Genomic DNA, 25,667 nt, shown 5'->3' on the forward strand with positions numbered 1-25,667 from the left:
GTAATTTTCGTTTCCCGGAAAATGGGAGGTAAATTCTGGGCGGGAAAAATCCAGTGAACGATACAATCCAAAATGTGATAAATTTTACCCCTTGTTTTGCGCAAGCGTCTGATACAAAACGATTCCAACGCTCTTTTAAACTGGAGTTCGCACTGTGGGTTTTCTGGAAGATGGCGACAAAAAGCCGGAGAGTTACATACAGAAGATTTTCGCCAACCGCATAGGCGGCGACATGTTCGGGAAAGACCCGACCATATATAAATTCGAGAAGATCAAGAGAGCCCGGCGGCAGGTAGAGAGGGAATATCCCGACGCCGAGATCATAGACCTGGGCGTGGGGGAGCCGGACGAGATGGCTTTCCCCCAGGTGGTGGAGACCCTGCAGAAAGAGGCCCCCAAGCCTGAAAACAGGGGTTACGCCGACAACGGCATCCAGGAGTTCAAGGACGCCGCGGCCGGATACATGAAGAAAATTTACGGCGTGGATCTGGATCCGGAGACGGAGGTATGTCATTCCATAGGCTCCAAGCCTGCCTTGGCCATGCTCCCTTACGCCTTCATAAACCCCGGCGAGATATTGGCCATCACCGTGCCCGGCTACCCTGTGATGGCCACGCACACCAAATATCTTGGCGGCCGGGTGCGGAACCTTGCCCTCACCTCCAACCGCAATTTCCTGCCGGACTTGAATGTAATAGACGCCGAGGACAAGCCGTTTCTGAAGATGATCTATCTCAACTACCCCAACAACCCCACCGGCGCCCAGGCCACGGTGAAGTTCTACGAGGAAGTGGTTGAATACGCTTTGAAAAACCGTTGCGTTGTGGTGCAGGACGCGGCTTACGCGGCGCTCACTTACGGCTCCAAGCCGTTAAGCTTCCTTTCTGTGGACGGCGCCAAGGAAGTGGGGGTGGAGGTGCACTCGCTTTCAAAGGCGTTCAACATGACCGGGTGGCGCATGGCTTTTGTGGCCGGAAACCCGCTCATGGTCAAGTCTTTCGCCACCGTGAAGGACACTTACGACTCCGGCCAGTTCATACCCATACAGAAAGCGGCCATTACCGCCCTGGAAAACCCCTGGATAACCGGGAAGATAGTCACCAAGTACGAACGGCGGCTGAAATTGCTGGTGGAGGTTTTAAACAAGGCCGGTTTCGAGGCGAAAATGCCAGCCGGAAGTTTTTATCTCTATGTGCGGGCGCCAAGAGAGGTGGAGAACGGGCCAAAATTCCTCAACTCCGAAGAGTTCGCCCAATGGCTAATCATGTTCAAGCATATCTCCATTGTGCCCTGGACGGAAACGGGGGACTTCATCCGTTTCTCCGTAACATTCTCCGCCGCCTCGGAAACCGAGGAGCGGCGGGTGATGGCGGAAGTGGGCCGCAGGCTTTGCATGGACAGATACATTTTCTAGCATGACGCGCGGCCTTTGGCGGATAAGCCTGGGCCGCGCTTTTGGGGGCGCCAGTAAAATTGCCGGAAGCGTATCTTTCCCTGGGCTCCAACGTTGGCGACAGGGCCGGTTACATCCGCGCCGCCGTTGAGTTACTGATAGCCGGTGGCGGCGCGGCGCTGGCCGCAACGGGCCGGTTTTACGAGACCGAGCCTGTGGGGGAGAAAGACCAGCCGTGGTTTGTGAACACGGCCATCATGATTGAAACCTCCATGACCCCGGAGGGGCTTCTGGCAAGGCTCAAACAGATCGAGAAACAGATGGGCCGGATAGACACCGGCCGGTGGGGCCCCCGGGTGATAGACATGGATATTATCTTCTACGATGGGCTTGTAATGGACACGGCGGAGCTTAAAATACCCCATCCGCTGGCCCATGCGCGCAGGTTTGTTATGGCCCCGCTGGCGGACATGGCGCCGGAGTTCGTACACCCCGCGCTGGGGCGTACCGTAAAAGGGATACTTTCTTCCATCGCGGACGATGGACAAACCGTAAGAGTGTTCAAGGAATGAAACGAAAAGCCAGGTATATCGCCGTTGAGGGCCCGATAGGGGTTGGCAAGACAAGCCTTGTACACTCGCTGTGCCGGAAGTTCGGCGTGGAGCCTGTGCTGGAGGACCTGGAGGACAACCCTTTCCTGGAACGGTTTTACAAGGACCAGGCCAACTATGCGTTCCACACCCAGGTGGCCTTCCTCATCTCCCGCCACCGACAGCTGGCGGAGCTAAAGCAGGTTGACCTTTTCAACCGCCTGATTTTCAGCGATTACATTTTCGAGCGGGACATGGTTTTCGCCAGGCTCAACTTGAACCAGAACGAGCTGAGGCTGTATAGTGAGATTTACAGGATCCTGCAAAGGGATGTGCCAAAGCCGGATCTTGTGATTTATCTCCAGTGCGACACGCCCACGCTGATGAGGCGTATAAGGGCCCGCGCCAGGGATATGGAGCGCACCGTCCCGGAGGAGTACATAGAGAAGGTGAACGGGGCGTTCAACGAGTTTTTTTTCAACTATCGTGAAGGCCCGTTGCTTATAATAAACACGAGCCATATAGACTTCGTGATGAATGACGACGACCTGGAGAAAGTTTCGGAGAAAATATTCTCCGACGTGAAAGGACAGGAGTATTACAACCCGCTTGGATCGGTATAACGGCCGGGACGGGGAGGAATAAAGAAGAAACAAAGCCTTATTTAGGCGGCGCGGCAAGGCCCCGCCTGGATCCGGATTTATACGGACCGGGACGGTATTCCTTACAAAGAGCGCATGGCGGCCATCTAAAAGGCCGCAATGAAGCCAGTCACCGGCTTTATGTCCGCCGGTGGAGGAACGCCATTCCATCACCCATCATAAATCCATATCCAGCCAGGCCCGTTTCGCGCGAAATGGGAGTTTTTACAATGAGCGCTGGAAAAGTGACCGTCACCCAACTTAAGCAGATGAAAGAGGCCGGGGAGAAAATAACCGCCGTGGCGGTGTTCGACTACGGTTTCGGAAAGCTGGCGGACATGGCCGGGGTGGACGTGGCGCTGGTGGGGGACTCCCTGGGAATGACGTTCCGGGGCGAGGAAAACACCCTTACCGTAACCGTGGACGAGATGGCCTATCACACAAAAGCCGTACGCCGCGGGGTGAGCCGCGCTCTGCTGGTGGGGGACATGCCGTTCCTGTCATGCCACCTGGGGGTGGAGGAGACTCTGAAAAACGCCGGAAAGCTGGTGGCCGCCGGGGCCGAGGCCGTGAAGGTTGAAGGTGGCGGGAAGATGATAGCCGTGGTGGAGGCGTTGGTTTCCGCAGGAATACCTGTTATGGGGCATCTGGGGCTGACGCCACAATCCATCCATCAACTGGGCGGTTACAAGATACAGGGACGCGGCAAGGAAAAAGCGCTCCGCATGATGGAGGAGGCCCAGGCGCTGGCGGCGGCGGGTGTTTTCTCGCTGGTGCTGGAATGCGTTCCGGCCCAACTGGCCGAAGAGATAACCCGCGCCATACCCGCTCCCACCATAGGCATAGGCGCCGGGCCCGCCTGCGATGGCCAGATACTGGTGGCCTACGACCTGTTGGGGATGCCTTCCAAGGTTACCCCGAAATTCGTCAAAAAATACGCTGACCTTGCCGGGGTGGCAAGCCATGCCATGGGGGAATATATTGCTGAGACAAAACATGGGGTTTTTCCCGGCGAGGAACACAGCTACACCACCCAGCCCAGGCATCTTAAGGCTATCTGATGGGGGGGGGCGATAAAGAGCGTGGCATTTTAACTCCCGCGCATGTGGGAATAGCCGCCAAGTACAAAGAAATGTAGAGGTTTTCTACCCCGGAGTTATGCAAGCAATTATGCGTCCTGTGCGCTTTGAATGATTATGATAATAATTTCTGAAAAAACCAGAAGTGATTAATCTTGGCAAGGGAAGGAAAAAAGGGAATAATCATTGTCAGTTTGTCATATTAAAGTCCTAGCGGGGCAATATTGATGAAAAATGAAAATCCATTAACAAAGATTCTGCGCAAGGTGAGTTCCCTTTACTCTCATAATGAGGTCGCCAATTATCTTGGGGTGGAGCCAAGAACAGTACATAGATGGAAAATAGGGGAATGCACTCCGCCGCCTTATGCAAAACGGTCACTTCAACAGCTTCTTTTGCCGATAAATCCATCCATGCATGATCAATGTGGAGACTTCACTTTTATAGACCTTTTTGCAGGGATAGGTGGTATCCGCTTGGGTTTTGAGTCTCAAGGCGGAGTTTGTCTCTTTACCAGCGAATGGGATGAACGCGCCAATGATACTTACCGGGCAAACTTTAGTGATAACCACCCTATAGTGGGCGACATTACCAAAGTTCCCATCCAACTCATTCCTGACCATGATGTGCTGTTGGCCGGTTTTCCGTGCCAGCCGTTCTCAATAGCGGGTGTTTCCAAAAAGAACTCCCTTGGCCGGGAACACGGTTTTAAATGCCAAACCCAAGGAACCCTCTTTTTTGATGTGGCGCGGATAATCGAGGCAAAACGCCCTGTCGCTTTTCTGCTGGAAAACGTGAAAAATCTGGTAAGCCACGACAAAGGTAATACCTTCAGGGTAATCAAGGAAACTTTGGAGAAAGAGCTTGGCTACGAACTCCACTACAGGATTATTAATGGCCAGCATTTTGTACCACAGCACCGGGAAAGGATTTATATGGTCGGTTTCAGGGAAAAAACCGATTTCTCATGGGATGTCCTTAAGCTTGCGCCTTTAGGCAAAGGCCCCAAAATTGAAAGTGTTCTTCATCCGGAAGACTGTTCGGAAGCCCCTGAAGCGCCTTACACCAAGGACAAAACCGGGTCAGTCAGCGAAAAATACATTCTTAGTGATCATCTCTGGAAGTACTTGCAGGATTACGCCGCAAAACACCGGGCAAAAGGAAACGGCTTTGGTTTTGGACTTGTGAAAAATGGGGGGGTAGCGAGAACCCTTTCCGCCCGTTATTACAAGGACGGTTCAGAAATTCTTATAGATCGTGGCCGGGGCAAAAATCCGCGCCGCCTTACCCCCCGCGAATGCTCCCGCCTGATGGGATTTGACAACAGGAAGAAAAAGTTCCAAATCCCCGTTTCGGATACACAGGCATATAGGCAATTCGGCAATGCCGTGGTAGTGCCGGTTATAAAAGAGATTGCCCGCATTATGAAGCCTCATGTGATGGCAATTAAGGCCAAGACAGAGTCAAAATCCAGAAAGTACGCTTAGCAGGCGTGGTTGATATTGTCGATTCCGCAACCAGAAGCAGGATTATGTCCCGGATTAAGGGTAAAGACACCAAACCGGAAATCCTCATTCGCAAAGCACTATTTAAGCAAGGTGTTCGATTCCGCATCCAGGGCAAGTCCCTTCCCGGCAAACCCGATCTAGTATTAAAAAAGTACAGCACGGTTATCTTTGTTCATGGCTGTTTTTGGCATGGCCACGATTGCTCCCATTTCAGGATGCCTTCCAGTAACCGTGTCTTCTGGAAAAAGAAAATCCAAGGGAACAAGCGGAACGACATGCAGCACCTTGCAACACTTCGAGAAAACGGGTGGCGCGTTCTATGGATATGGGAATGCTCCATAAGGCGAGCTGATTCTGATGCCGCTGAGAAGGTGGCGCATAAAGCGGTAAAATGGCTCCTGACTAAAAGTGCCTTTAAGGAAATAAAAGGGGGAGCAAATGTCACGAAGCGCTAATAGCCTCTATTCGGAGTGGTCAAGAGACCTGAAAGCACTATTGCGCATGTTCAGTGAGAAAGGGGGGCGCAGATTTTATTTCAAGTATCTTGCCGAGAATGACAACTCCAAGAATCAGGTTTATTTCGGCTCCAGTTTTGAATCATTAAACATCATTCCTTTTGGGAACTTGTATGCGGAGCATAAGAATTCAAATCCGATATTCAAAGCGGAGGTGAACTTTGCATGGATAAGTGGGGATGGGGTGGAATGCGAGGCTCCCAATTCCCGATTGATTCTTTATCCGCAATATCCCGAGGTCCGATTTTCGGGTTTTTTGCAGGACTGCGCCAACCCTCCGTCTTCTCTGATGGCGGGAAGAATCATTGGGCGGGTGCTGTTCTTCTCAATCACCAGCGAAGGAAAGGTGTTGGGACATGTAATTGGTAGAAGTAATCCGCTTAAGCGGGAATTGGATGATCTTTTTAGGGCAAGGGACGAGAAAGCGGTTTTTACTGAAATCCCTTACGAGGGAGAGCGCCTGATTGGTGACACCGAAGCTGAATTGTTAAGGGAGCTTTTGCGAATCAACCGGAAGGGATGGATAAAGTCCAAGAGGCTTGGTCCGTGTGGGGAAATTGCCCCCTGCAATGCGTCCAACTGCGGGGGATACACCCTTGAGGCCGAGCTGGGTATCACTCCTAATGGCTACTCTGAACCTGATTTTTTGGGCTGGGAGGTTAAGCAACATGCTGTGTCAGCTTTCGACAGGTTCAGGTCCGGTGTGATTACCCTGATGACTCCTGAACCGACCGGTGGGGTTTACAAGGAAAAAGGGATTGAAGAATTCATTAGAAAGTACGGCTACCCTGATAAAAATGGCAAACCTGATCGACTGAACTTTGGTGGTATTCACAAATTCGGAGAAATGCAGAGAAACACCGGCCTCACACTTTCTTTAATGGGTTACGACGCACAGAATGGAAAAATTAAAGATGCTTCCGGGGGTATTGCGCTCCTAACTTCCAAAGAAAAAGTTGCGGCCGCATGGGATTTCAGCGGATTAATAACACACTGGAATCGTAAACATGCTCAAGCCGTTTATGTGCCTTCAATGAAGGAGAGCTGTCCAGAATTGAGGTACAGCTACGGAAATGTTGTTCGGCTCTGCACCGGCACAGACTTCCTCCGACTATTAAAGGCCATCGTTAGAGGCAGTGTTTACTACGATCCCGGCATTAAATTGGAGAACGTTACCACTAAGCCAAAACCAAAAAGGCGCAGCCAATTTCGCATCCATTCAAAGGATATCCCCACTCTCTATGAAACCACACGGGAAAAGAACCTTTTTGAGTAGCCTTCCTTTGAATTATTTTGTTCCATGAGGACGATTCTGAAAAATTGTCTGTGAAATGGGCTTATATCTCCACGTCCGGGTAAAACCGGTCCATCTCGTAGCTGACGAGGCCGGATTGAATTAACGGGTCGCCCTGTAACAGCGCTTCCGCTTTTACAGGGTCATCGGCTTTTAAAATAACCATTCCGCCCGCCGCGCCCCATCTGCCCGCTTGGACTATTTCACCTGAGGCGATTTTGTTTTTCGTCCACTGGATATGGGCCGGTACAGCTTCCGCCAGCCCCGCCTTGCCCGCGCCGGGCAGGACCTTGTTCACCACCAGAAAGTACATTTCAAACAACCTCCCTAACGACAGGTTCCCATGGCCGTCAATGTTATTCCCCAGGCGGCTCTTTTATGGCCGCAAGTTTTTCCAGGGCGTGCGCCGCGTTTTTCAGGTCGCGGCTTGAGAGGGATTCAAGCCACCGCCTGTTCCATGCCTCAAATTCCTCCATCCCGCTGTTCACCACCCCCTCGCCTTTCTGGGTGGTCACAAGCAGGGTGGCCCTGCCGTCTTTCAGCGAGCGTTTCATTCTCACGAGGTTTGCGGAAACGAGTTTGCTTACTATTTTGGATACGTTGGACTTTTCCAGCAAAAGATCTGAACAGACATCTTTCTGCGTTACCGGCCCCTTTTCCTGTATCTCCTTGAGGGTTACGAACTGTTGCTGGGTGAGGCCATGCTTTTTCATAAGCCGGTCCCCCTGCCTCTGGAGACTGGCGCCCAGCCGCAAAAGGTTTTTTACTATCCGCCCGCTTCCGTTTCCCGCCATGGCTTAGTATCGCCGTATAATGGTTTCCGTGTCAACTAAATTTCCGCTCGCCTCAATGCGGAGGCGGCGCGTATCAAGCGCCACGGCGGGTAACCATCCATGCCGGGCGGCGCTGAATAATTAACCCTCATTAACGTTGACTTGCGGGAGGGGGGAATATATTTTATCCGTATGCGCTTAACGCATGGGGTGGTTCGCCCTGAGGCTCTTTAAGTATAAGAATGGGAGGGTTTTGACTGTATGTCCATAAAGGTTGGCATCAACGGATTTGGCCGGATAGGCAGGAACTTCTTCAGGGCTTGCCAGGGCCATTCAGATATCGAGATAGTGGCGGTTAACGACATCACCGACGCCAAGACCCTGGCCCATCTGTTAAAGTACGACTCCACTTTCGGTGTGTACAGCGCCGACGTGAAGGCCGAAGAGGGCGCCATAGTGGTGGACGGTAAGAAGGTGCGGATCACCGCCGAGAAAGACCCCGCCAAGCTTCCCTGGAAGGAGATGGGGGTACAGGTGGTGGTGGAGTCCACGGGGCTGTTTACCAAGAGGGCCGACGCGGCCAAGCATCTGGAGGCGGGAGCCAAGAAGGTCATAATCTCCGCCCCGGCCACCGATGAAGATCTAACCGTGGTCATGGGGGTCAACGAGGACAAATACGATCCGGCCAAGCATCACGTGCTCTCCAACGCCTCTTGCACCACCAACTGCCTTGCGCCGGTGGCCAAGGTCCTGCTGGAGAACTTCGGCATAGTCAACGGCCTGATGACCACCATCCACAGCTACACCAACGACCAGCGCATACTTGACCTGCCGCACAAGGACCTGCGCCGGGCCAGGGCCGCGGGGCTTTCGATGATACCCACCACCACCGGCGCGGCCAAGGCCGTGTCTCTGGTGCTTCCCCAGCTCAAGGGCAAAATGGACGGCCTTTCCATCCGCGTGCCCACTCCCAACGTGTCGCTGGTGGACCTGACGGCCGTCACGGAGAAGGCCACCACCAAGGACGAGATCAACGCCGCCATGAAAAAGGCCGCCGAGGGGCCGCTGAAAGGCGTGCTGGAGTATTGCGACCAGCCGCTGGTGTCCAGGGATTTCGTCGGCAATCCGGCTTCGTCCATATTCGACTCCGGCGTGACGTACGTTGTGGGTGGAACCACGGTGAAGGTCATGTCCTGGTACGACAACGAGTGGGGTTATTCCTCCAGGGTGCGCGACCTGCTCAAGTTCGTGGCTTCCAAAGGTCTTTAACAGGCGGCCTTAATTTTAGCTGGAGGGGGATCGGGGGCCATGGACAAGCTGTCTATCGACGAAGTCGAGCTTAAGGGAAAACGGGTTTTCATCCGGGTGGACTTCAACGTGCCCGTGGAGAACGGGCGCGTCACCGACGACACGCGGATAAGGGAAGCCGTCCCCACCATTAAGTTCGCCGCCGAAAAAGGCGCCAGGGTTGTCGTGGCATCCCACCTGGGCCGCCCCAAAGGGGTGACGCCGGAGTTTACGCTGAAGCAGGTACTGTCCACGTTCTCCGGCCTGCTGGGCAAGCCGGTGGCCTTCGCGGAGGACTGCGTGGGCGAAAAGGCCGAGGCGGCCGTGGCGGCCATGAAAGACGGCGACGTGCTTCTGCTGGAGAACGTCCGGTTCCACAAAGAGGAAGAGAAGAACGACGAGGCTTTTTCCAAAAGCCTCGCGAAACTGGCCGACGTGTACGTCAACGACGCGTTCGGCACGGCCCATCGCGCCCATTGCTCCACCGAGGGGATTACCAAATTCGTCCCGGTGTCGGCGTCCGGGTTCCTGATGAAAAAGGAGATCGACTATTTCAACAAGTCGATGACCGCGCCGGAGCGCCCCATGGCGGTGATCCTCGGCGGCGCCAAGGCATCCACGAAGCTTGCGGCGCTGGAACACCTGGTGGAAAAATGCGACATCATGATAATCGGCGGCGGTATGGCTTTCACCTTTCTGAAGGCCCTGGGCCGCGAGGTGGGAAAGAACATCCTGGAAGAGGATATGATCCCCAAGGTCACCGACATCATGGTGAAAGCCAAACAAAAGGGGGTGCGGCTGTATCTTCCGGTGGACTTTGTCGTGGCCGACAAGATCGAAGACGGCGTTCCCACGGAACTGGTGACAAGCCAGGAGCTTCCGGCGGACAAGGTGGCGCCGGATATCGGCCCGGCCACCATAGCCCTTTTCAAGCTGGCCATCCGGCCCGCCAGGACCATAATATGGAACGGGCCCATGGGGGTGTTCGAGAAGAAAAGTTTTTCGGCGGGCACCATGGCCATGGCCCACGCCATGGCGGATTGCGGCGCCCTTACGGTGGTAGGCGGGGGAGACTCGGTGACGGCGGTGAACGTGGCTGGCCTGGCGGACAAAATGAGTTTCATGTCCACCGGCGGCGGCGCGTTCCTGGAACTGCTGGAGGGCAAGACCCTGCCCGGGCTGGCGGCGCTTACGGACAGAAAATAAGCCGCCGGTTTGAAGAACGCGGACATTGAAAAACAGCCCTTACAAGGAGTGACCAGGTGGCTCGAAGATTGTTAGTGGCCGGCAACTGGAAGATGAACAACACCGTCGGCCAGTCTCTGGACCTGGTGGAATCGCTGAAGAAGGAGACCCGTGACATCCACAAGGTGGACATAATCGTGGCCCCGCCGTTTACTGCCATAAAACCTGTTTACGACATCCTGGAGAACTCTTCCATCCAGATTTCCGGCCAGAACGTTTTTTGGGAGGAATCCGGCGCCTACACCGGCGAGGTCTCGCCGATGATGCTAAAGGAGGCCGGGTGCAAATGGGTGATTGTGGGCCATTCGGAACGGCGCCAGTATTTCGGCGAAACCGACGAAACGGTGAACCGCCGTTTGAAGGCCGCGGCCCCCGCCGGGCTGAAGGTGATAGCCTGCGTTGGGGAAACCCTCGAAGAGCGCGAAAAGGGAGAGACCATGGCCGTCCTGGAGCGGCAGGTGAAAGGCGCTATGGCTGGCGTTAGCCATTCGGAGATAGAAAAAGTGGTGATAGCCTATGAGCCTGTATGGGCCATAGGCACGGGCAAGACCGCCACATCGGACCAGGCCGAGGAGGCCCACGCTTTCATTCGAAGCGTTGTGGCCGGGCTGTACGACGTGGGAGTGGGGGAATCCACCCGCATACTCTACGGCGGGTCTGTAAAAGCGCAGAACGCTCAGGAGCTTTTCAGCCGAGCCAACGTGGACGGGGGGCTTGTGGGCGGGGCCAGTTTAAAGGCCCAGGAGTTTATAGCCATCATCCGCGCCGCCCTGGAATCGTCCGAATGATGTTCCCGCGGGTTTAGATTTAACTTTACATGGGGCCATCTGTTTTGGTAGCATTTCACGCTTATTGATAACTTGAGCTGATTTTTAATGCTTTACGGTCTGGTAGTAGCGGCGCATCTGTTAGTGGCGCTGATCCTTATAATCATAGTCCTCTTGCAACAGGGCAAGGGCGCGGCCATGGGCGCTTCGTTTGGCGGATCCAGCCAAACCATATTCGGCTCCCGCGGGCCCGCGTCGGCGCTGGCCAAGGTAACCACCGGCGCCGCCATTGTTTTCATGTTCACGTCGATAGCGCTTTCGATGATGTCGAACACTTCCGTGGAATCGTCGGTAATGCCGGCCGGGTCCGAACCGGCCCAGTTGCCAGTCGATCTCCCCGCGCAGGTTCCGGCGTCCGAGGCGACGAAAAATACACCAGCTCCTGTAGGGGCGGTTCACGAATCGGGAGGCCCGCAGGAACAGTCCGCCGGGTCGAAACCTGAAGCGATTGGGCCGGTAGATGCAGGCAAGGTTGGTGGAAAAACTGGAGGATAAAGGATAATGAAGAAGGCTCTTACTGTTTTGGCCGCTTTGGCCACCGTTGGTATGGTTGCTTGCACGCAGACCGAAGCCCCGGCTCCGGCTCCTGCTCCGGCTCCCGAGGCCGCTCCGGCCCCGGCTCCGGCTCCCGAGGCCGCTCCGGCTCCTGAAGCCGCCGCTCCGGCCGCTCCCGAAGCCGCCGCTCCGGCCGCTCCGGCCGCCGCCCCGGCCGCTCCCGCTGGCAAATAAGTATCAATGCGTCGAGGGTGGCTGTGTTTAACGGTCATCCTCAGCGTTTCTTTGCAGGCATGCCAGGCTCCCGAGGGAACAAAGGCGCCGGACTCGCCGCAAGGGATATCCAGCGAATCTGAGACCTCCGCGAAGGGTTCGCCCTCCGCGGAGGATTTTGGTGACATCTTCATCACGGCGTCCATCGGCGACGCTTCAAACCTGATCCCTTACCTTTCAGCAGACAGCGCTTCGGCGGACATCGCTGAAATGGTTTTCGCAAGCCTGCTTACAGCGGATAAAAATTTAGACCTCACCCCGGAAATAGCCGAGAGCTGGGAAATTTCCAGCGACCAGAAGACCATTACGTTCCATTTGCGGAAAAACGTCAAATGGCACGATGGCCAGCCCTGCACCGCCAAAGATTTTCTTTACCAGTACGAGATGATGATTCATCCGGACATGCCTTCCGGTTACAAGGAGGATTTCCTCCAGGTAAGCCGCGCGGAAGCGCCGGACGATTATACGTTCAAGGTCACGTTCAAGGAGCCTTACGCCCCGGCGCTTGTGCGCATAGGAGGCATGACCGGCCTGCCCCGCCACCTTTTAAAAAACGTGAAACCGGCGGACATAATAAAATCGCCCCTGGCCAGAAAACCCGTTGGCAACGGCGCCTGGCGGTTTGTGGAGTGGAAAGACCAGACGCACATTATCCTGGAGTCCAACCCCGGCCATTACGACGGCAAGCCAATGATGGCAAGGACCATCACTAGGGTCATTCCCGATACGGCCACGCAGTTTCTGGAGCTGAAATCCGGCGGGATAGACATGATGGGCCTGCAACCGCTCCAGTATTTGAAGCAGACCGGCTCGCCGGAGTTTTCCGGAAATTACGCGAAATACAAATATCTGGCCAGCGCTTACACCTACCTGGGGTACAACCTGAAACGCCCCATGTTCGCCGACAAGCGTGTCCGCCAGGCCATCGCCGCCGCCATAGACAAAAAAGAGCTTATAGACGGCGTACTGATGGGGCTGGGGCAAGAGGCCGTGGGGCCATACAAACCGGGAACGTGGGCTTACAAGGCGGACACCCAGTCCATCAAGTACAACCCCACCAGGGCCAGGGAGCTTCTAAAAGAGGCTGGCTGGGCCGATAGCGACGGCGACGGCATGGTGGATAAAAACGGCAAGCCTTTCGAGTTCGAGATAATAACGAACCAGGGGAACGCCATGCGGGCCAAGACCGCCGAGATAATCCAGCAAAGGCTCAAGCAGGTTGGGGTCAAGGTGAACATCCGCATCGTGGAGTGGTCTTCGTTCATAAACAACTTCATCAATAAAAGGAACTTCGATGTATGCCTTCTGGGCTGGACCATAGGGCTGGACCCGGACCAGTACAGCATATGGCACTCGTCCAAAACCGGCGAGCAGGAGCTAAACTTCATCTCATACTCCAACAAGGAGGTGGACGGTATCCTGACGGCCGCAAGGAAAACCTTTGACCGGGAAGAGCGGGAAAAGCTTTATTACAGGTTTCAGGACATCCTGGCCGACGAGCAGGCCTATACCTTCCTTTATGTGCCTGAAGCCCTGCCCATAGTGTCCAAACGCGTCCGGGGGATAGACCCCGGCCCCGCTGGCATAGCCTATAATTTCAACAAGTGGTGGATTCCCAAGGCGGAGCATAAACGCCCGCTGATGGCCCAGTAGCTACGGCCTAATCTAAAAACGGGCTTGAACCGTATCTCCCGCCGGTTCCCCGGATCAGGTTATTAAACCGCGCTTCGGCCTTCTCCAGAAGGCCCATGACCGGCAGGGCGAAAGCCACGTTCAGCAGTGAAAAGAAAAACCCCATCTTCCATGCGGAAGTTATGGAGGACACCCCGGCGAAGGTCTCCGTAAGCGTTTTGTACAGGACCACGTCTATTATTGAAAAGGTGAGCGTAAGGGCTATGCGGGAGATGGGAGAGTCGTTTATGTATTTTTCCCGGAACTTTCCCACGGCGAACCCGCAAAGGGTTTTGGAAATAGTATTGGTTCCCATGGAGCCGTAGGACAGCATGTCTTCCAGAAACCCCGCCGCAAGCCCGGTCTTTAGCCCCCCCAGTTTATGAAGCTTGAGCCCCGCGTAGATGGAGATGACCAGCGCCAGGTCCGGCCATATCCCATAACCGCCGGTGAAGTGGAAGGCCGTGGTCTGAGCGATCAAAACCACCAAGACGGCGGACAGGAAAAACAGGGTTCTCATTTGACTTCCGTAAACTCCTCCTCCTCGGGGCCGGGCCATTGCGCCTTGAGTATCAACGCCTCCTCCAGACGCGTAAAATCCTCCGTGGGGCGGATCCGCGCGGTCATGAACAGGCTTCCGGAAACGCTCTTGGCCTCTTCCACAACCCCGATAACGAGCCCCTTGGGGAAAACGCCCCCAAGGCCGGATGAGATTACAAGGTCGCCATTTTTCACTCCGGCGTTGAATGGGAGGTATTTGGCCTCCAGCGTAGATTTGTTGTCCCCGGCGGCCACCAGGCTGTCGCGCGATTCTAAGGCTATGGCGTCCACCGCCGAACGGACGTCTGTTATCAGAAGCACCTTGGAGGATGCCCTGGCCACGCTCACCACCCGGCCCACCACGCCCCGGTGGGTAACCACCGCCATGTTCTCGGCCACCCCTTGGGCGTAGCCCTTGTTGACCACAAGCATTTTGGCCCGGTCCGCCGGATCCCGCCCTATCACCTGGGCCACCTCGAATGGGACTTCCGCGAGCCTCGGAAATGTCAAAAGGCCATCCAGCCGCTGGTAGGTTTTAAGCCGCTCCACCAGTTGAAGGTTGTCGAAAGCAAGCTTGTCCAGCGCGGCTTTCAGCCGCTGGTTTTCCTCTTGTACCCCGACCAGGGAAATATAGCCGTTCCAGATGTTGGACAGGCTGGAGACGCTGAACGCCGTGACCTCCTGGAACGGGGCGACCACGGTCATGGCCGCTTTTTCCATGAAGTTGAGGGTCTTCTTCCGCCGGAGGTTGGAGGAGAGCATGAAAAGCGAGAGGGCCAAAAGCGCCACCAGGACTATCATGTCCTGATACCTGCGCATAAAATCGTTCATTCGCCCACCGTTTCCCGGAAAGCCCTAGCACACGGCGATAAAACCACGCGGCCCGCCGGGCGCCCTGGCATGAGCGTGTATGCCATGGCCTGTAAAGCCTTAGATGGAGACTTTGCGGAGCAGGTCCATGTCCTCCAGGGCTTTGCCCGCCCCGATGGCCACGGCTGAAAGCGCGTCTTCGGCCACGATGATGGGCAGGCCGGTCTCCTCCCTTAACAGCTGGTCCAGCCCCTGTAACAGAGAGCCGCCGCCGGCAAGCACAATTCCTTTGTCCACTATGTCCGCCGCCAGCTCCGGCGGGGTGCGCTCCAGCGCGATTTTCACCGTTTCCACCACCGTGGCCACAGGCTCCGCCAGCGCCTCGCGGATCTCGGAATCGTTGATCAACAGGGTTTTGGGGATGCCCGCCATCAGGTCGCGCCCTTTAATCTCCATGGTCTGCGGCTTCTCGGGAGAGAACGCGGAACCGATGGTCATTTTTATTTCTTCAGCAGTCCGCTCGCCGATGAGCAGGTTGTATTTGCGCTTTATGAAGTTTACGATGGCCTCGTCCATCTCGTCGCCGGCAACGCGGACGCTCCGGGAATAGACGATGCCGGAAAGGGAGATAACAGCCACCTCTGTGGTGCCGCCGCCGATGTCGAGAATCATGTTGCCGGAGGCCTCGGCGATGGGCAGGCCCACGCCTATGGCCGCCGCCATGGGCTCTTCGATAAGGTAAACCTCCCGCGCCCCGGCGGAAAGGGCCGCGTCCCGCACGGCCCGTTTTTCAACCTGGGTTATCCCCGACGGCACGCCGATGACTATCCTGGGGCGCACCATGGAGCGGCGGTTGTGCGCTTTCTGGATGAAGTAACGTATCATCGCCTCGCACACCTCGAAGTTGGCGATGACGCCATCCTTGAGCGGGCGGGTGGCCACTATGTTGCCCGGCGTGCGGCCCAGCATTTTTTTCGCCTCGGAACCCACGGCCAGCACCTGCTTGGTTTCGGCGTGGACAGCCACCACCGAAGGCTCCCGAAGCACCAGGCCGTGCCCCTTTTTTATAACGAGGGTGTTGGCGGTGCCCAGGTCCATCGCCAGGTCGGACGAGAACATTCCCCAAAATGAGTCGAAAAACATCGGTTCTCCTTGTATCAACCAAAGGGAGAGGTGTCGCCCTCCCCCCTTTTTTGTAAACTTCCAACGCCGCCCGGGCATGGCGGGCGCGACTCCGGCCAAGAACGGCCTTAAAGCCGCCATAACCGGGTCTAAATGCTAAACGATACCATTATCAGAACGAAATTTACAGTTCTTTTGGTGGTGTCTCAGTTTGAATCTCAAATAATAGACAGTTCCCTCACTTCGCTTGCGCTTCGCTCAGGATGACAATGTTATCAACGGCTTTTAGATTGTCATTCTGAGCGCAAGTGAAGAATCTCCCCTGTACTTTCAAACTGAGACACTACAGCTCTTTTAAGCCTGTTTGCGGCTTTTTAGCGCTGTGTTTTAACGGGTCGTCACGTAGCCTGGCGGGAGCGCGGGCAACCAGCCTGGGGATTTTACCGCTGGGCTTTTTTATGGCTTTCGTCTATGGCGCGGTTGGCCAGCTGGTCGGCCCGTTCGTTCTCCGCGTGCCCTGCGTGCCCTTTAATCCATTCCCACTTTACATGGTGGGTGGAGGACACTTCTTCCAGCTTGCGCCATAGCCCGGCGTTTTTAACCGGCTGTTTGCCGGAGGTCTTCCAGCCGTTCTTCTTCCAGCTGTGGATCCATTCCTTCATCCCCTTCACAAGGTAGTTGGAGTCCGTAACCAGCCGCACTTTGCAGGGGCGTTTTAAGGCCGACAGCGCCTCGATGGCGGCGGTCAGCTCCATCTCGTTGTTGGTGGTGTGGGCCTTGAACCCGTAAAGCTCTTTTTCATTGTCGCCAAAGCGGAGTATTGCCCCCCAGCCGCCTGGCCCCGGGTTCCCCTTGCAGGCTCCATCGCAGAAGATTTCAACCGTATTCATTTGTATGCGCGGAAATAAAAAGGGATGGCGGACACGTTTAAATGGCGGCCCGCCATCCCCGATAAAGCCGGTTGGCTAGAAATCAATGTCGAACTGGATGGTTACCGTATCTTCACCGGCCAGCTTGCGTTCGTTGTACACGTCGTAACCGAGTATGGCGCTTATGTTCGGCGAGAAACGCCAGGAAATGCCGAAATTCAGAGAGCCGTAAACGTTCTGCCCCCCCATGTAGTCTATGCCGAACCAGAGCTTGTTGTTTATCTCGGCCATCACCCTGTCGAAAGAGAGAAGCACGCCGTCGTTTTCCTTGTTGCCGCTGGCGTCGCGCAACAGAGTGTCGTTACCCACGTAATAGCCCACAGCGAACCGGCCCACGGGCGCCAGGGTTTTAGCCATTTCGAGGTAGAAGATGTTGTAATCGGTGGTTCCGGACTTGGTTCCGAAATCGTACCCGCCCACGGCCACAGCCGGGAAAAAACCGAACAGTGAATCCTCTTTTATCTGCAACTTGGCGTTGAGATACAAAGGATCGTCGGTGGGCTCCCGCAGGTCCACGCCAATTTCCGCGCCGATGACAGAGGTGTCCGCCGCGCCCACTGTAACGCCCATGGTGACGGGCAGGGCGTGGCCGCCATCCTCTATTTTCTTGAACACGGTGGTGTAATTGTCCACCCCCAGGTGGACCGTGCCGAAAGGCTGGGTGTCTGTTGATGGTATCCATATCTGGGTCGAAGGGGTGGCGCCGGCCGTGGAGGGCCAGGCGCAAAGGGCCAGGGCGAAAAGCCCGGCGAGCGTGTTGATAACTTTCCGCGCCATTGTGTCTCCTTAAATTACTCTGTTCAGAACCGGACTGCCAAACCGGCGAAAGCGCCGTTCCATTGCGTGTCCGCCTTTTTGTCCTCAATATCCACGTTTATGCGGATGGTGCGATAACCCACGGTAAGCCCAACGTTGGGCATGGGGTTGATGTCGAAATAAAGGGAAGCGTCGTACACTGTGGATTTGTCGTATCCCACACCGGCGATGTCCGCTGTGAACGAGAGCCAGTCCGTGGCGCACAGGCGGCCCGAAAGCCCCACCACCGGCGCCGTGGCGCTTACCGAGGCGCTGTTGGACAGCACCCCGCTGGCCACGATGGAGGCATTGGCGTAAACATAATCCGCCGCAAGCCGGAAGGCGATATAACCACCAGTATCGCGGAAAATGTCATATTCATAACTCAGCTTCATATCCCTCAACTCCAGGTTGGTTTTCACCTGGGAGCTTACTGGATAGGTGATGCCGTTGAAGATGATCTCCTTGGACACCGCCTTGTCACCGGAATAGGTGAAGCTTGTATAGTCGAACCGTATTTTGTGCCGGTCGGCGAATTTTATGATCACCTCCGCCACGGGAAGCCCCTTGGAACTGTCCAGCCCAAGGTCTGAAACCAGGTCTATTTCAGTGCCTGTCAAGGCGCCCGCGTCGCTTCTTACGGTGTTGCTCAGGGTTGGCATCCAATATTGCCCCCGCAACTCGAAATTGAACTGTTCACCCAAGGTCCTGTCACCCTCGGAAGCCTGGGCAAAAGCGGGAGCGCTGTATAGGGACATTACAATAGCGGCGGCGAAATGGATTATTTTACTGTTCATATACATACAAATATTGTGTTTAAAAGTATTAGAATTGTACGCCAGTAGTACAGGAATCGTCAACAGGAAAGGAGGTTAATGGAACTCCTTGGTTTGTGCGACGAGGGAGCCCATGTTAGAATCGGAGTCTGCTTTTTTCGGAGAGGTGTCCGAGCGGCTGAAGGAGCCGGTCTCGAAAACCGGTGTGCGGGGAACCGTACCGTGGGTTCAAATCCCACCCTCTCCGCCAATTATTTACCTGGCGTTTCTTCGTGTACATCGCTATGGCTTGGTTATATCTTGCGCTGGCCGGGGTTGTGGAGATAGGCTGGGCGGTGAGCCTTAAATACACCGAAGGTTTCACAAGGCTGTGGCCCAGCGCAGGGTCTTTGGCGCTGGCGGTGGTCAGCGTTTACCTGCTATCCGTGGCCATTAGAACCATTCCCATCGGCACGGGTTACGCCGTGTGGACCGGCATAGGGGCCGCGGGCACGGCCATTATCGGCGTGATGTATTTTGAGGAGCCCCGGGACGCGGGCCGGTTGTTGTGTATCGGGATTATCATCGCCGGGATAGCCGGGTTGAAGTTTTATTCGAGGTAAGATTCAAACCTTGAATTCCTGGTTCCCCCGGTCAAGCGAAACGTAGCGTAGATGTCATGCTGAGCCCGCCGAAGCATGACTGCGAGTTGATGGACAGGGCTTCGACAGCCTGACAGCGGCGGTTCCCTAAAAAATCCTTTTCTTTTCCCAAACAGGCTAGTAGGTATTAAAATAGCTCCTTTGTTTCACATTATTTTTCAGGAATTGCGATGGCGAAGAAAATAAAAAAAGTGGTGCTGGCCTACTCCGGCGGGCTGGACACGTCGGTAATAGTCCGCTGGCTCATTGAACATTACAATTGCGAGGTTATCTGTTTCGCCGCCGACCTGGGCCAAGGGGAAGAGCTGAAACCACTGCACCAAAAGGCCAAGGCCGCCGGGGCTTCAAAACTGGTTATCCGGGACTTGAAAGAGGAGTTCGCCAGGGACTTCGTGTTCCCCATGCTCCGCGCCAACGCGGTTTACGAGGGGATATATCTTCTCGGCACCTCCATCGCCCGCCCCCTGATAGCCAAGGAGCAGGTGGCCATCGCCAAAGAGTTCGGGGCCGACGCGGTATCCCATGGCGCCACCGGCAAGGGGAACGACCAGGTGCGGTTCGAGCTTACCTATGGGGCGCTCAACCCGTCGTTAGCCTGCATCGCCCCCTGGAGGGAGTGGGAGTTTAATTCCCGCGAGAGCCTGCTCAATTACGCGGCCAAGTGGAACATCCCCGTATCCGTCACCAAGAAAAAACCCTGGAGCATGGACCGCAACCTGCTTCACCTCTCTTTTGAAGGTGGCATTCTGGAAGACCCTTGGGCCACGCCGCCGGAGGAGATGTTCGTGCTGTCGGTGTCGCCTAAAAAGGCGCCCGATAAAGAAACGGTCATCACAGTGGGTTACGAAAAGGGGAACCCTGTATCGTTGAACGGCAAACCCATGACCCCGGCCAAGTTGCTGGCGAGGCTGAACACCCTGGGTGGGCAGAACGGAATCGGCCGGGTGGATCTGGTGGAGAACCGGTTCGTGGGGATGAAATCCCGCGGGGTGTACGAAACCCCCGGCGGCACTATCCTGCATGTGGCCCATCGAGCGGTGGAGTCGCTCACCATGGACCGGGAGACGCTGAAACTGCGCGACGGCCTGATACCCCAATACGCCGCCATGGTGTACAACGGTTTCTGGTATTCGCCCGAGCGGGAAGCCTTGCAGACCTTCATGGACAAGGCGCAGGAGAACGTGACCGGCGAAGTGAAGCTGGGGTTGTACAAAGGCAATGTGCGGGTGATGGGCAGGCGGTCGCCCAATTCGCTGTTCGATCCGGCGTTCGCCACCTTCGAGGCCGACACGGTGTACAACCAGGCCGATGCCGAAGGGTTCATACGGTTGAACGCGTTGCGGCTTAAAATCCGGGCGCTGGCCAAGAGCAAGAAGAGATAGTTTTAAGCAGGGGAGGATGGCGGTTGTCATCCTCTCTTTTTATTACATAATCCTCCGAAAAACGAACCATGCGAAAGTATTTATTCCCGGCGCTGGCGCTGGCCGCCACGATAGTAGCTTCCTGCGCCTCCACCACAAAACGGGTGGCCGATAACACCGAGGTAAAGCTGGAGCGGGCGCATGTGGAAAACCCCATGGCCCAGGGTTTTAACGTAATTAAAGAGCTGGCCGGGGCCATGATAGGCGCCCCTTCCTCCACCCGGGATAACGACCTGCGGGTGGATATTATGCTCTACCTCAAGAACAAGAACGATTTCGCCCTGAACGTGATGAAGGTCACATACACTTTTTCCGTGGAAGGGAAAACCGTGGCCACCGGAAGCCGTGAGGGGAAAACCGGTGAGCTGGTTCTAGATGCCGGTTCTGAAAAAACCGTGTCGCTACCTTTAAAAGTGTTTACCCGGGAACTGATAGGCCACACGCTTGCAGGCATGGTGAAGAAAGGCGCCAAGCTTAACGTGAAAGGCAACCTTAGCTTCGACACCATGTTCGGCCAGGTGACGTTCCCCTATTCGGTGGACCAGACGATTTAGGTTTACCCGGGCAGTAGCTTGCGGCAATAAAAAAGGGGCGGTTTTTTAACCGCCCCTTTCGTTTTGGCGAAATTGGCGTCTAGGTGAACAACAGCTTCCGGAGCGCCTCCACCCGTTTTTCCACCGGCGGATGGGTGGAGAAAAGCGAGGCGAAATCGGATCCGGTAAGGGGGCTTACGATGAACATGTGCGCCGTGGCAGGCTCCGCGTTCATAGGTATGCCCGCCGCCGCGCTGTGGATTTTCACCAGCGCCCGGGCCAGCGAGTCCGGATTCCGGGTAAGCTCGGCTCCGGTCCTGTCCGCCTGGTATTCCCTGGCGCGGGATATGGCCATTTGCACCAGCATCGCCGCTATGGGCGCAACCAGCATCATCACCACGGCCACCGCCGGGTGTACGTCCCGTTCGTCGCTCCTGCCGCCGAACATCAGGGCCCATTGGGCCATGTTGGCTATCATGGAGATGGCGCCCGCGATGGTGGCCGCCAGCGTGCCGATAAGGATGTCCCGGTTTTTCACATGGGCTATCTCGTGGGCCAAAACCCCCGCCAGCTCCTCACGGTTCAACACCCGCACGATACCCTCGGTAACCGCCACGGCGGCGTGTTCCGGGTTCCTGCCGGTGGCGAAAGCGTTCGGCTGGTCTGTGGGGATTATGTAAACCTTGGGCATGGGTATCCCGGCCCGCATGGTAAGCTCCCGCACCGTCTGGAACAGCCAGGGCGACTCGTACTCGCTGGTTTCCCGGGCGTTGTACATGCGGAGCACCAGCTTGTCGCTGTAGAAATAAGAGAAGAAGTTCATGCCAACGGCCAAAACAAAGGCGAAAATCATGCCGCTTCTACCGCCGAGCGCCGCCCCGATGAGAATGAAGATAAGGGTTAACGCCGTCAACAACAAAGCAGTGCGGAACGTATTCATCTAAATTAGCGTCCTCCAATAGGTAAACTGGTTGGTTCTTTAAAATCAACCAGTTCGTAAGTTCTTTATAAAGTATAAAATCGCCTTGGGGGGTTGTCAATGCCGCCCCCAGGTTTATAAAACGCGTACAATAATTATTATCACCCCTCCAGCCCGCCACGGAACATGAAATATGCCGCCCCGGAAAGGCAAAGCATGGCCCAAAGGTAGTCCAGTTTCAGCGGCTGTTTCATATAAACCCAGGCGAACCCGGCGAATACCGTCATGGTTATTATTTCCTGGATAACCTTCAGTTGGCCCAGTGTGAAATATTGGGCGCCTATCCTGTTGGCGGGCACCTGGAGGACATATTCGAAGAAGGCGATTCCCCAGCTTATGAGGATAACGAAAAAAAGGGGCTGGCTCCCCATGCTTTTCAAGTGCCCGTACCAGGCGAAGGTCATAAAGCAGTTGGAGAGCATCAGCAATAAAACAGTCTGCCACATTTCTTAAATCAATCCTTGGATTGTGATTATTTGCGCAAGCCGGTCCAGTTGAAGCCAGCTCCGTCAGGCGTTGAGAGGGAACATCAGGGTAACCTGGGTTCCCCTGTGCTCGCCGGAGCTGGAGATGGAAAGCCTGCCGCCGAGCCGTTCCATGATCATCCGGGCCACCGTAAGCCCCAGTCCTATGCCGCCACCTTTGTATTTGTACATCCCGGTGGAATGGCGGAGCGGGTCTTCCAGCGCGAAATACGGCTCGAAAACATGCTCAAGCCTTTCGCGGGAGATGCCCAGCCCTTCGTCCTTGATGTCCAGAATGGCCAGCCTGGGAAGCACCCGGCCGGTGATGTAAATGTTCTTCCCGTCGGGGGTGTACTTGATGGCGTTGGAGATTATCTCCATGATGGCCATGCGCATCATTTCCATGTCCCCGTAGATCATGGTTTCCGCCGGAAGGTTCTCCAGGCTGGCCTTTATTATAACGTTGCGCTTTTCCATGCGGCTCATGTCCTCGGCGCTTTCCACGCAAGACTGCGCCGCCGAATACAGGTAAACCGGGTTCCTTGCCGGCTCCAACCCGCCAACGATGAGCTTGGAGATAAGCTCTGTCATGGAAACTATCCTGTGGAAGTTGTGGAAAGACTCTTCCAGCACGTCCATGGTTTGGGCAAACTTGCCCTCTTCCTCCCCCTCCGCCGCCTTGCGCAAAAGTATCCTGGCCAGTTCCAGCTTGGCCAAAGGTGTTCGCATCTCATGGCTTGTGATGGAGGTGAAATATTCGCGGGCGCGGGTGAGCATGGCCTCCCGCGTAATGTCCCTCTGCACGGCCACGTAGTTTATTACGTTACCGTCGGCCCCCAGGGTGGGAGAGATGGTGCTGTCCACCTCGAAAAGATCACCGTTCTTCCTGCGGTTGACTATTCTGCCGGACCATACATTGGCCGACGCCAGCCGCGCCCACATGTTGTGATAAAAGGAATTATCGTGCAATCCGCTTTTCACTATGCTCGGCTTTTTGCCCATGGCTTCGTCTTTTGAAAAGCCGGTGACCCGCTCGAAGGCTGGATTGACGTACAGGATTACGCCAGTCTCGTCGGTGATAACCACCATTTCGGCGGATTGCTCTATGCCCTTGGCCAGCCGTGCCCGCTCCTCGTCCCCCTTTTTCCGCTCGGAAATGTCTCGGATGGCCGCCACCCTGGCGGGCTTGCCCTCCCACATCACGTTCCGGCTGGTGACTTCCGCCAGAAACGTCCCGCCCCCCTTGCGCAGGATGGTTATTTCGTAAGGTGTGTCCAGCCGCTCTCTTATTTGCGCGCTTACGGCGGCCCTGCTTTCCGGAGCCACGAAATCCAGCACGTTTTTCCCTATGGTTTCCTCTATCCTGTATCCGGCCATCAGGGCAAGGGTTTCGTTGGCCATCAGGATGGTTCCATTGTCGTGCACCAGTATCCCCTCGAAACTGGCGCCGGAAAGCTGGCGGAACCGCTCCTCGTTTTCCCACGCCATGGTTTCGGCCGCCTTGCGCTCCGTCACATCGGTGATAACCGAAATGATTCCGGCCACCTGTCCGTCCTTGTCTTTCCTGTAACACCAGTCCACCTGGGCGTTTTTCGGGGGCCTGTCTTGCCGGTTTATCTTGATGTCGTACCTGGAGGGTAAAGGTCTTTGAAGGATGAGCATCTCGTGGAACACGCGGTTGGCGTTGCGTTCGGTCTTGTCGCCGTAAATGTCCCAAACCTTGGAGCCGACCACCTTTTCCCGGGGCGCGCCCAGCAGATCCACAAAAGCCTTGTTGGCGAATGTAATGGAGCCGTCCAGTCCGCTCTCCACGATACCGTGCGGGATCATATCTATGAGTGTCCGGTATTTCTCCTTGTTCTCTAAAAGCTCGTCCTGGGCTTTTTTCCGGTCGGTGACGTCTTCCAGCACCCATATGGCGCCTTTGGACGGGTCCGCGTAATCCACCGGTTTGCCGAAAAGGCGGCAGGTGAAAAAAGAACCGTCGCGCCTGCGCATGGGGGTTTCCACCAGGTATGGTTTTCCCTGCGCGAAAGAGCGGCTTATGGCTTCGCCGGTTTTCTGGAAATCCTCTTCTGATGTGTATGAAAGCGAGGTGGAAAATCCATCAACCATTTCCTCGCCGGAATAGCCGAAAAGCTCTTTGCATTTCTGGTTGGCCCAAATAAGCTTCCTGTCAACGATGAAGGACACGCCCACCACGGCGTTGTCCAGCACGGTACGCTTTTGGGCCAGGGCCGTGGCCAGTTCCTCCACCGCCCGCTTTTTGGCCTCCCGCGCGCGAATGGCCGCCACGCCGTATGCCAGGTTGGAGGAAAGCTCTTCCAGGAACTCCATTTCAGCCCGGCCGAAAGCCTCTTTCCGGTAGCAGTAAATGACCAGTACACCCATCACCTGCCCGTCGTTTTGCAAAGGGACGGCCACTACAGATAAATTATCCGGCCCATTGGGATCCATGGGTGGCAGGCTGTCATTATCCCGGCTGAAGGCAGGGGCTCGTGTTTTAACCGCCGCTTGGGACAGGGCCACGCCTGCCTCCTCCACGGCGCTTTCGATAGTGAAAAAATCCGGCAGATACCCTTCAGTAAACCCTTTCCGGGCTACGATGGTTATTTTGCTTTCATCATTCTCCGGGCAAAGCCCGATCCATGCCTTGGGGAATTCGCCGGAATCCAGAATGGCGGTTACGCATTGGGACACAAGCTCCTTTTCACCGGGCGCCCGGGCCACAATGGCGTTGATGGAGCCCAGCAGGCTGGCGAAACGGCCGGAAAATTCCGCCTCGCATTTCAGCGCCATGATCCTGCCGAACCATATGGTTGTCATGTAGTAAATGATTACAGACGTGACCGCCATGAACCCGACACCTTTTACCGACTGGTAGAAAGATATCTGGGGCTGGCTTAAGGAGAGGATATCCATGATCCTGTCGGACAAGACTATCCAGGCGGAGCCCACCACCAGATAAACAAGCGCTATCTGTTTGGGGCCTGAGGAATTTTTGTCACTCATTTATTTCAAGCGTATCGCCCGGGCGGCCTGTGCCGCTTAAATACATAAAATTTA

At 55.6% G+C, this 25,667-nt stretch carries 27 protein-coding genes and 1 tRNA gene; 17 read left to right on the plus strand and 11 right to left on the minus strand.

Annotated elements, in window-relative coordinates; all coding sequences use genetic code 11:
* Positions 1–232 precede the first annotated feature (232 nt).
* The 7 genes from HY751_11160 to HY751_11190 all read left to right on the plus strand — a co-directional run bounded on the left by HY751_11160 (position 233) and on the right by HY751_11190 (position 7,002).
* The gene (locus HY751_11160; protein ID MBI4666952.1) at positions 233–1,414 is read left to right on the plus strand and encodes an LL-diaminopimelate aminotransferase; all 1,182 of its coding nucleotides are present in this window, start codon (positions 233–235) and stop codon (positions 1,412–1,414) included.
* A 59-nt stretch (positions 1,415–1,473) separates the two neighbouring features.
* Positions 1,474–1,965 (plus strand): 2-amino-4-hydroxy-6-hydroxymethyldihydropteridine diphosphokinase, encoded by a 492-nt coding sequence (folK, locus tag HY751_11165; GenBank protein ID MBI4666953.1) that lies wholly within the window; start codon positions 1,474–1,476, stop codon positions 1,963–1,965.
* The gene (locus tag HY751_11170; protein MBI4666954.1) at positions 1,962–2,606 is read left to right on the plus strand and encodes a deoxynucleoside kinase; all 645 of its coding nucleotides are present in this window, start codon (positions 1,962–1,964) and stop codon (positions 2,604–2,606) included. Before folK ends, HY751_11170 begins: the two co-directional genes overlap by 4 nt.
* A 248-nt stretch (positions 2,607–2,854) precedes the next feature.
* A complete protein-coding gene (gene panB / locus HY751_11175) occupies positions 2,855–3,685 on the plus strand; it encodes a 3-methyl-2-oxobutanoate hydroxymethyltransferase (protein ID MBI4666955.1) in 831 nt (276 codons plus the stop codon).
* Positions 3,686–3,930: 245 nt separating this feature from the next.
* Positions 3,931–5,190 (plus strand): DNA (cytosine-5-)-methyltransferase, encoded by a 1,260-nt coding sequence (dcm, locus tag HY751_11180; protein MBI4666956.1) that lies wholly within the window; start codon positions 3,931–3,933, stop codon positions 5,188–5,190.
* Between the two features lie 5 nt (positions 5,191–5,195).
* A complete protein-coding gene (gene vsr / locus HY751_11185; GenBank protein ID MBI4666957.1) occupies positions 5,196–5,666 on the plus strand; it encodes a DNA mismatch endonuclease Vsr in 471 nt (156 codons plus the stop codon).
* A 46-nt stretch (positions 5,667–5,712) separates the two neighbouring features.
* The gene (locus HY751_11190) at positions 5,713–7,002 is read left to right on the plus strand and encodes an MvaI/BcnI restriction endonuclease family protein (GenBank protein ID MBI4666958.1); all 1,290 of its coding nucleotides are present in this window, start codon (positions 5,713–5,715) and stop codon (positions 7,000–7,002) included.
* 61 nt (positions 7,003–7,063) lie between these two features.
* Here the strand turns inward: HY751_11190 and HY751_11195 are convergent, their stop codons facing one another.
* Together HY751_11195 and HY751_11200 are read right to left on the minus strand one after the other, a co-directional pair.
* Positions 7,064–7,333 carry a hypothetical protein gene (locus HY751_11195; protein MBI4666959.1) on the minus strand — a complete coding sequence of 90 codons (270 nt, stop codon included), beginning with the start codon at positions 7,331–7,333 and terminating at the stop codon, positions 7,064–7,066.
* A 43-nt stretch (positions 7,334–7,376) separates the two neighbouring features.
* The gene (locus HY751_11200; GenBank protein MBI4666960.1) at positions 7,377–7,814 is read right to left on the minus strand and encodes a winged helix-turn-helix transcriptional regulator; all 438 of its coding nucleotides are present in this window, start codon (positions 7,812–7,814) and stop codon (positions 7,377–7,379) included.
* 240 nt (positions 7,815–8,054) lie between these two features.
* Here HY751_11200 and gap point away from each other — a divergent pair, with 240 nt between their 5' ends.
* The 6 genes from gap (at position 8,055) to HY751_11230 (ending at position 13,573) form a co-directional block, all read left to right on the plus strand.
* Positions 8,055–9,062: a type I glyceraldehyde-3-phosphate dehydrogenase gene (gene gap, locus HY751_11205; protein ID MBI4666961.1), complete on the plus strand. Its 1,008-nt coding sequence runs from the start codon at positions 8,055–8,057 to the stop codon at positions 9,060–9,062.
* A 39-nt stretch (positions 9,063–9,101) separates the two neighbouring features.
* Entirely contained in the window at positions 9,102–10,286 is a 1,185-nt protein-coding gene (locus tag HY751_11210; protein MBI4666962.1) for a phosphoglycerate kinase, read from the plus strand.
* Between the two features lie 56 nt (positions 10,287–10,342).
* Positions 10,343–11,113 (plus strand): triose-phosphate isomerase, encoded by a 771-nt coding sequence (locus HY751_11215; GenBank protein ID MBI4666963.1) that lies wholly within the window; start codon positions 10,343–10,345, stop codon positions 11,111–11,113.
* Positions 11,114–11,200: 87 nt separating this feature from the next.
* Positions 11,201–11,647, plus strand: a complete 447-nt coding sequence (secG, locus tag HY751_11220) for a preprotein translocase subunit SecG (GenBank protein ID MBI4666964.1) — start codon at positions 11,201–11,203, stop codon at positions 11,645–11,647.
* 6 nt (positions 11,648–11,653) lie between these two features.
* Positions 11,654–11,881 carry a hypothetical protein gene (locus tag HY751_11225; protein MBI4666965.1) on the plus strand — a complete coding sequence of 76 codons (228 nt, stop codon included), beginning with the start codon at positions 11,654–11,656 and terminating at the stop codon, positions 11,879–11,881.
* A gap of 6 nt (positions 11,882–11,887) precedes the next feature.
* Positions 11,888–13,573 carry a peptide-binding protein gene (locus HY751_11230; GenBank protein ID MBI4666966.1) on the plus strand — a complete coding sequence of 562 codons (1,686 nt, stop codon included), beginning with the start codon at positions 11,888–11,890 and terminating at the stop codon, positions 13,571–13,573.
* Positions 13,574–13,580: 7 nt separating this feature from the next.
* Here the strand turns inward: HY751_11230 and mreD are convergent, their stop codons facing one another.
* The 6 genes from mreD to HY751_11260 form a co-directional block, all read right to left on the minus strand.
* Positions 13,581–14,111 carry a rod shape-determining protein MreD gene (gene mreD, locus HY751_11235; protein MBI4666967.1) on the minus strand — a complete coding sequence of 177 codons (531 nt, stop codon included), beginning with the start codon at positions 14,109–14,111 and terminating at the stop codon, positions 13,581–13,583.
* Positions 14,108–14,962 (minus strand): rod shape-determining protein MreC, encoded by an 855-nt coding sequence (gene mreC / locus HY751_11240; GenBank protein ID MBI4666968.1) that lies wholly within the window; start codon positions 14,960–14,962, stop codon positions 14,108–14,110. The genes mreD and mreC overlap by 4 nt, the downstream gene beginning before the upstream one ends.
* Before the next feature lie 99 nt (positions 14,963–15,061).
* Positions 15,062–16,060, minus strand: coding sequence for a rod shape-determining protein (locus HY751_11245; GenBank protein MBI4666969.1), 999 nt, complete (start codon positions 16,058–16,060; stop codon positions 15,062–15,064).
* 443 nt (positions 16,061–16,503) lie between these two features.
* Positions 16,504–16,959 carry a ribonuclease HI gene (gene rnhA, locus HY751_11250; protein MBI4666970.1) on the minus strand — a complete coding sequence of 152 codons (456 nt, stop codon included), beginning with the start codon at positions 16,957–16,959 and terminating at the stop codon, positions 16,504–16,506.
* Positions 16,960–17,028: 69 nt separating this feature from the next.
* A complete protein-coding gene (locus HY751_11255) occupies positions 17,029–17,769 on the minus strand; it encodes a hypothetical protein (protein MBI4666971.1) in 741 nt (246 codons plus the stop codon).
* A 23-nt stretch (positions 17,770–17,792) separates the two neighbouring features.
* Positions 17,793–18,584: a hypothetical protein gene (locus HY751_11260; protein MBI4666972.1), complete on the minus strand. Its 792-nt coding sequence runs from the start codon at positions 18,582–18,584 to the stop codon at positions 17,793–17,795.
* A gap of 139 nt (positions 18,585–18,723) precedes the next feature.
* Between HY751_11260 and HY751_11265 the strand changes: the two genes are divergently transcribed.
* The 4 genes from HY751_11265 (at position 18,724) to HY751_11280 (ending at position 21,179) form a co-directional block, all read left to right on the plus strand.
* Positions 18,724–18,813: transfer RNA gene (locus HY751_11265), tRNA-Ser, on the plus strand.
* A 34-nt stretch (positions 18,814–18,847) separates the two neighbouring features.
* A complete protein-coding gene (locus HY751_11270; protein ID MBI4666973.1) occupies positions 18,848–19,165 on the plus strand; it encodes a multidrug efflux SMR transporter in 318 nt (105 codons plus the stop codon).
* A 209-nt stretch (positions 19,166–19,374) separates the two neighbouring features.
* Entirely contained in the window at positions 19,375–20,586 is a 1,212-nt protein-coding gene (locus HY751_11275) for an argininosuccinate synthase (GenBank protein MBI4666974.1), read from the plus strand.
* A 68-nt stretch (positions 20,587–20,654) separates the two neighbouring features.
* Positions 20,655–21,179: an LEA type 2 family protein gene (locus tag HY751_11280; protein MBI4666975.1), complete on the plus strand. Its 525-nt coding sequence runs from the start codon at positions 20,655–20,657 to the stop codon at positions 21,177–21,179.
* Positions 21,180–21,258: 79 nt separating this feature from the next.
* Here the strand turns inward: HY751_11280 and htpX are convergent, their stop codons facing one another.
* From htpX to HY751_11295, 3 genes are all read right to left on the minus strand, one after another.
* A complete protein-coding gene (gene htpX / locus HY751_11285) occupies positions 21,259–22,098 on the minus strand; it encodes a zinc metalloprotease HtpX (protein MBI4666976.1) in 840 nt (279 codons plus the stop codon).
* Positions 22,099–22,238: 140 nt separating this feature from the next.
* On the minus strand, positions 22,239–22,583 hold the full coding sequence (locus HY751_11290; protein MBI4666977.1) for a DMT family protein: 345 nt from the start codon (positions 22,581–22,583) through the stop codon (positions 22,239–22,241).
* 63 nt (positions 22,584–22,646) lie between these two features.
* Positions 22,647–25,613 carry a PAS domain S-box protein gene (locus HY751_11295; protein MBI4666978.1) on the minus strand — a complete coding sequence of 989 codons (2,967 nt, stop codon included), beginning with the start codon at positions 25,611–25,613 and terminating at the stop codon, positions 22,647–22,649.
* Positions 25,614–25,667 lie beyond the last annotated feature (54 nt).

This window comes from Nitrospinota bacterium, assembly GCA_016208975.1.
In the GTDB taxonomy this organism is placed as follows: domain Bacteria; phylum Nitrospinota_A; class UBA7883; order UBA7883; family JACRLM01; genus JACQXA01.

What these genes read in the sequence shown, in the direction of transcription:
- HY751_11160 (MBI4666952.1), top strand. Translation starts at nt 233, where the DNA reads ATGTTCGGGAAAGACCCGACCATATATAAATTCGAGAAGATCAAGAGA.
- HY751_11170 (MBI4666954.1), top strand. Translation starts at nt 1,962, where the DNA reads ATGAAACGAAAAGCCAGGTATATCGCCGTTGAGGGCCCGATAGGGGTT.
- panB (MBI4666955.1), top strand. Translation starts at nt 2,855, where the DNA reads ATGAGCGCTGGAAAAGTGACCGTCACCCAACTTAAGCAGATGAAAGAG.
- dcm (MBI4666956.1), top strand. Translation starts at nt 3,931, where the DNA reads ATGAAAAATGAAAATCCATTAACAAAGATTCTGCGCAAGGTGAGTTCC.
- HY751_11190 (MBI4666958.1), top strand. Translation starts at nt 5,713, where the DNA reads ATGTTCAGTGAGAAAGGGGGGCGCAGATTTTATTTCAAGTATCTTGCC.
- HY751_11195 (MBI4666959.1), bottom strand. Translation starts at nt 7,333, where the DNA reads ATGTACTTTCTGGTGGTGAACAAGGTCCTGCCCGGCGCGGGCAAGGCG.
- HY751_11200 (MBI4666960.1), bottom strand. Translation starts at nt 7,814, where the DNA reads ATGGCGGGAAACGGAAGCGGGCGGATAGTAAAAAACCTTTTGCGGCTG.
- gap (MBI4666961.1), top strand. Translation starts at nt 8,055, where the DNA reads ATGTCCATAAAGGTTGGCATCAACGGATTTGGCCGGATAGGCAGGAAC.
- HY751_11210 (MBI4666962.1), top strand. Translation starts at nt 9,102, where the DNA reads ATGGACAAGCTGTCTATCGACGAAGTCGAGCTTAAGGGAAAACGGGTT.
- secG (MBI4666964.1), top strand. Translation starts at nt 11,201, where the DNA reads ATGCTTTACGGTCTGGTAGTAGCGGCGCATCTGTTAGTGGCGCTGATC.
- HY751_11225 (MBI4666965.1), top strand. Translation starts at nt 11,654, where the DNA reads ATGAAGAAGGCTCTTACTGTTTTGGCCGCTTTGGCCACCGTTGGTATG.
- HY751_11230 (MBI4666966.1), top strand. Translation starts at nt 11,888, where the DNA reads ATGCGTCGAGGGTGGCTGTGTTTAACGGTCATCCTCAGCGTTTCTTTG.
- mreD (MBI4666967.1), bottom strand. Translation starts at nt 14,111, where the DNA reads ATGAGAACCCTGTTTTTCCTGTCCGCCGTCTTGGTGGTTTTGATCGCT.
- mreC (MBI4666968.1), bottom strand. Translation starts at nt 14,962, where the DNA reads ATGAACGATTTTATGCGCAGGTATCAGGACATGATAGTCCTGGTGGCG.
- HY751_11245 (MBI4666969.1), bottom strand. Translation starts at nt 16,060, where the DNA reads ATGTTCTCGTCCGACCTGGCGATGGACCTGGGCACCGCCAACACCCTC.
- HY751_11255 (MBI4666971.1), bottom strand. Translation starts at nt 17,769, where the DNA reads ATGGCGCGGAAAGTTATCAACACGCTCGCCGGGCTTTTCGCCCTGGCC.
- HY751_11260 (MBI4666972.1), bottom strand. Translation starts at nt 18,584, where the DNA reads ATGAACAGTAAAATAATCCATTTCGCCGCCGCTATTGTAATGTCCCTA.
- HY751_11270 (MBI4666973.1), top strand. Translation starts at nt 18,848, where the DNA reads ATGGCTTGGTTATATCTTGCGCTGGCCGGGGTTGTGGAGATAGGCTGG.
- HY751_11275 (MBI4666974.1), top strand. Translation starts at nt 19,375, where the DNA reads ATGGCGAAGAAAATAAAAAAAGTGGTGCTGGCCTACTCCGGCGGGCTG.
- HY751_11280 (MBI4666975.1), top strand. Translation starts at nt 20,655, where the DNA reads ATGCGAAAGTATTTATTCCCGGCGCTGGCGCTGGCCGCCACGATAGTA.
- htpX (MBI4666976.1), bottom strand. Translation starts at nt 22,098, where the DNA reads ATGAATACGTTCCGCACTGCTTTGTTGTTGACGGCGTTAACCCTTATC.
- HY751_11290 (MBI4666977.1), bottom strand. Translation starts at nt 22,583, where the DNA reads ATGTGGCAGACTGTTTTATTGCTGATGCTCTCCAACTGCTTTATGACC.
- HY751_11295 (MBI4666978.1), bottom strand. Translation starts at nt 25,613, where the DNA reads ATGAGTGACAAAAATTCCTCAGGCCCCAAACAGATAGCGCTTGTTTAT.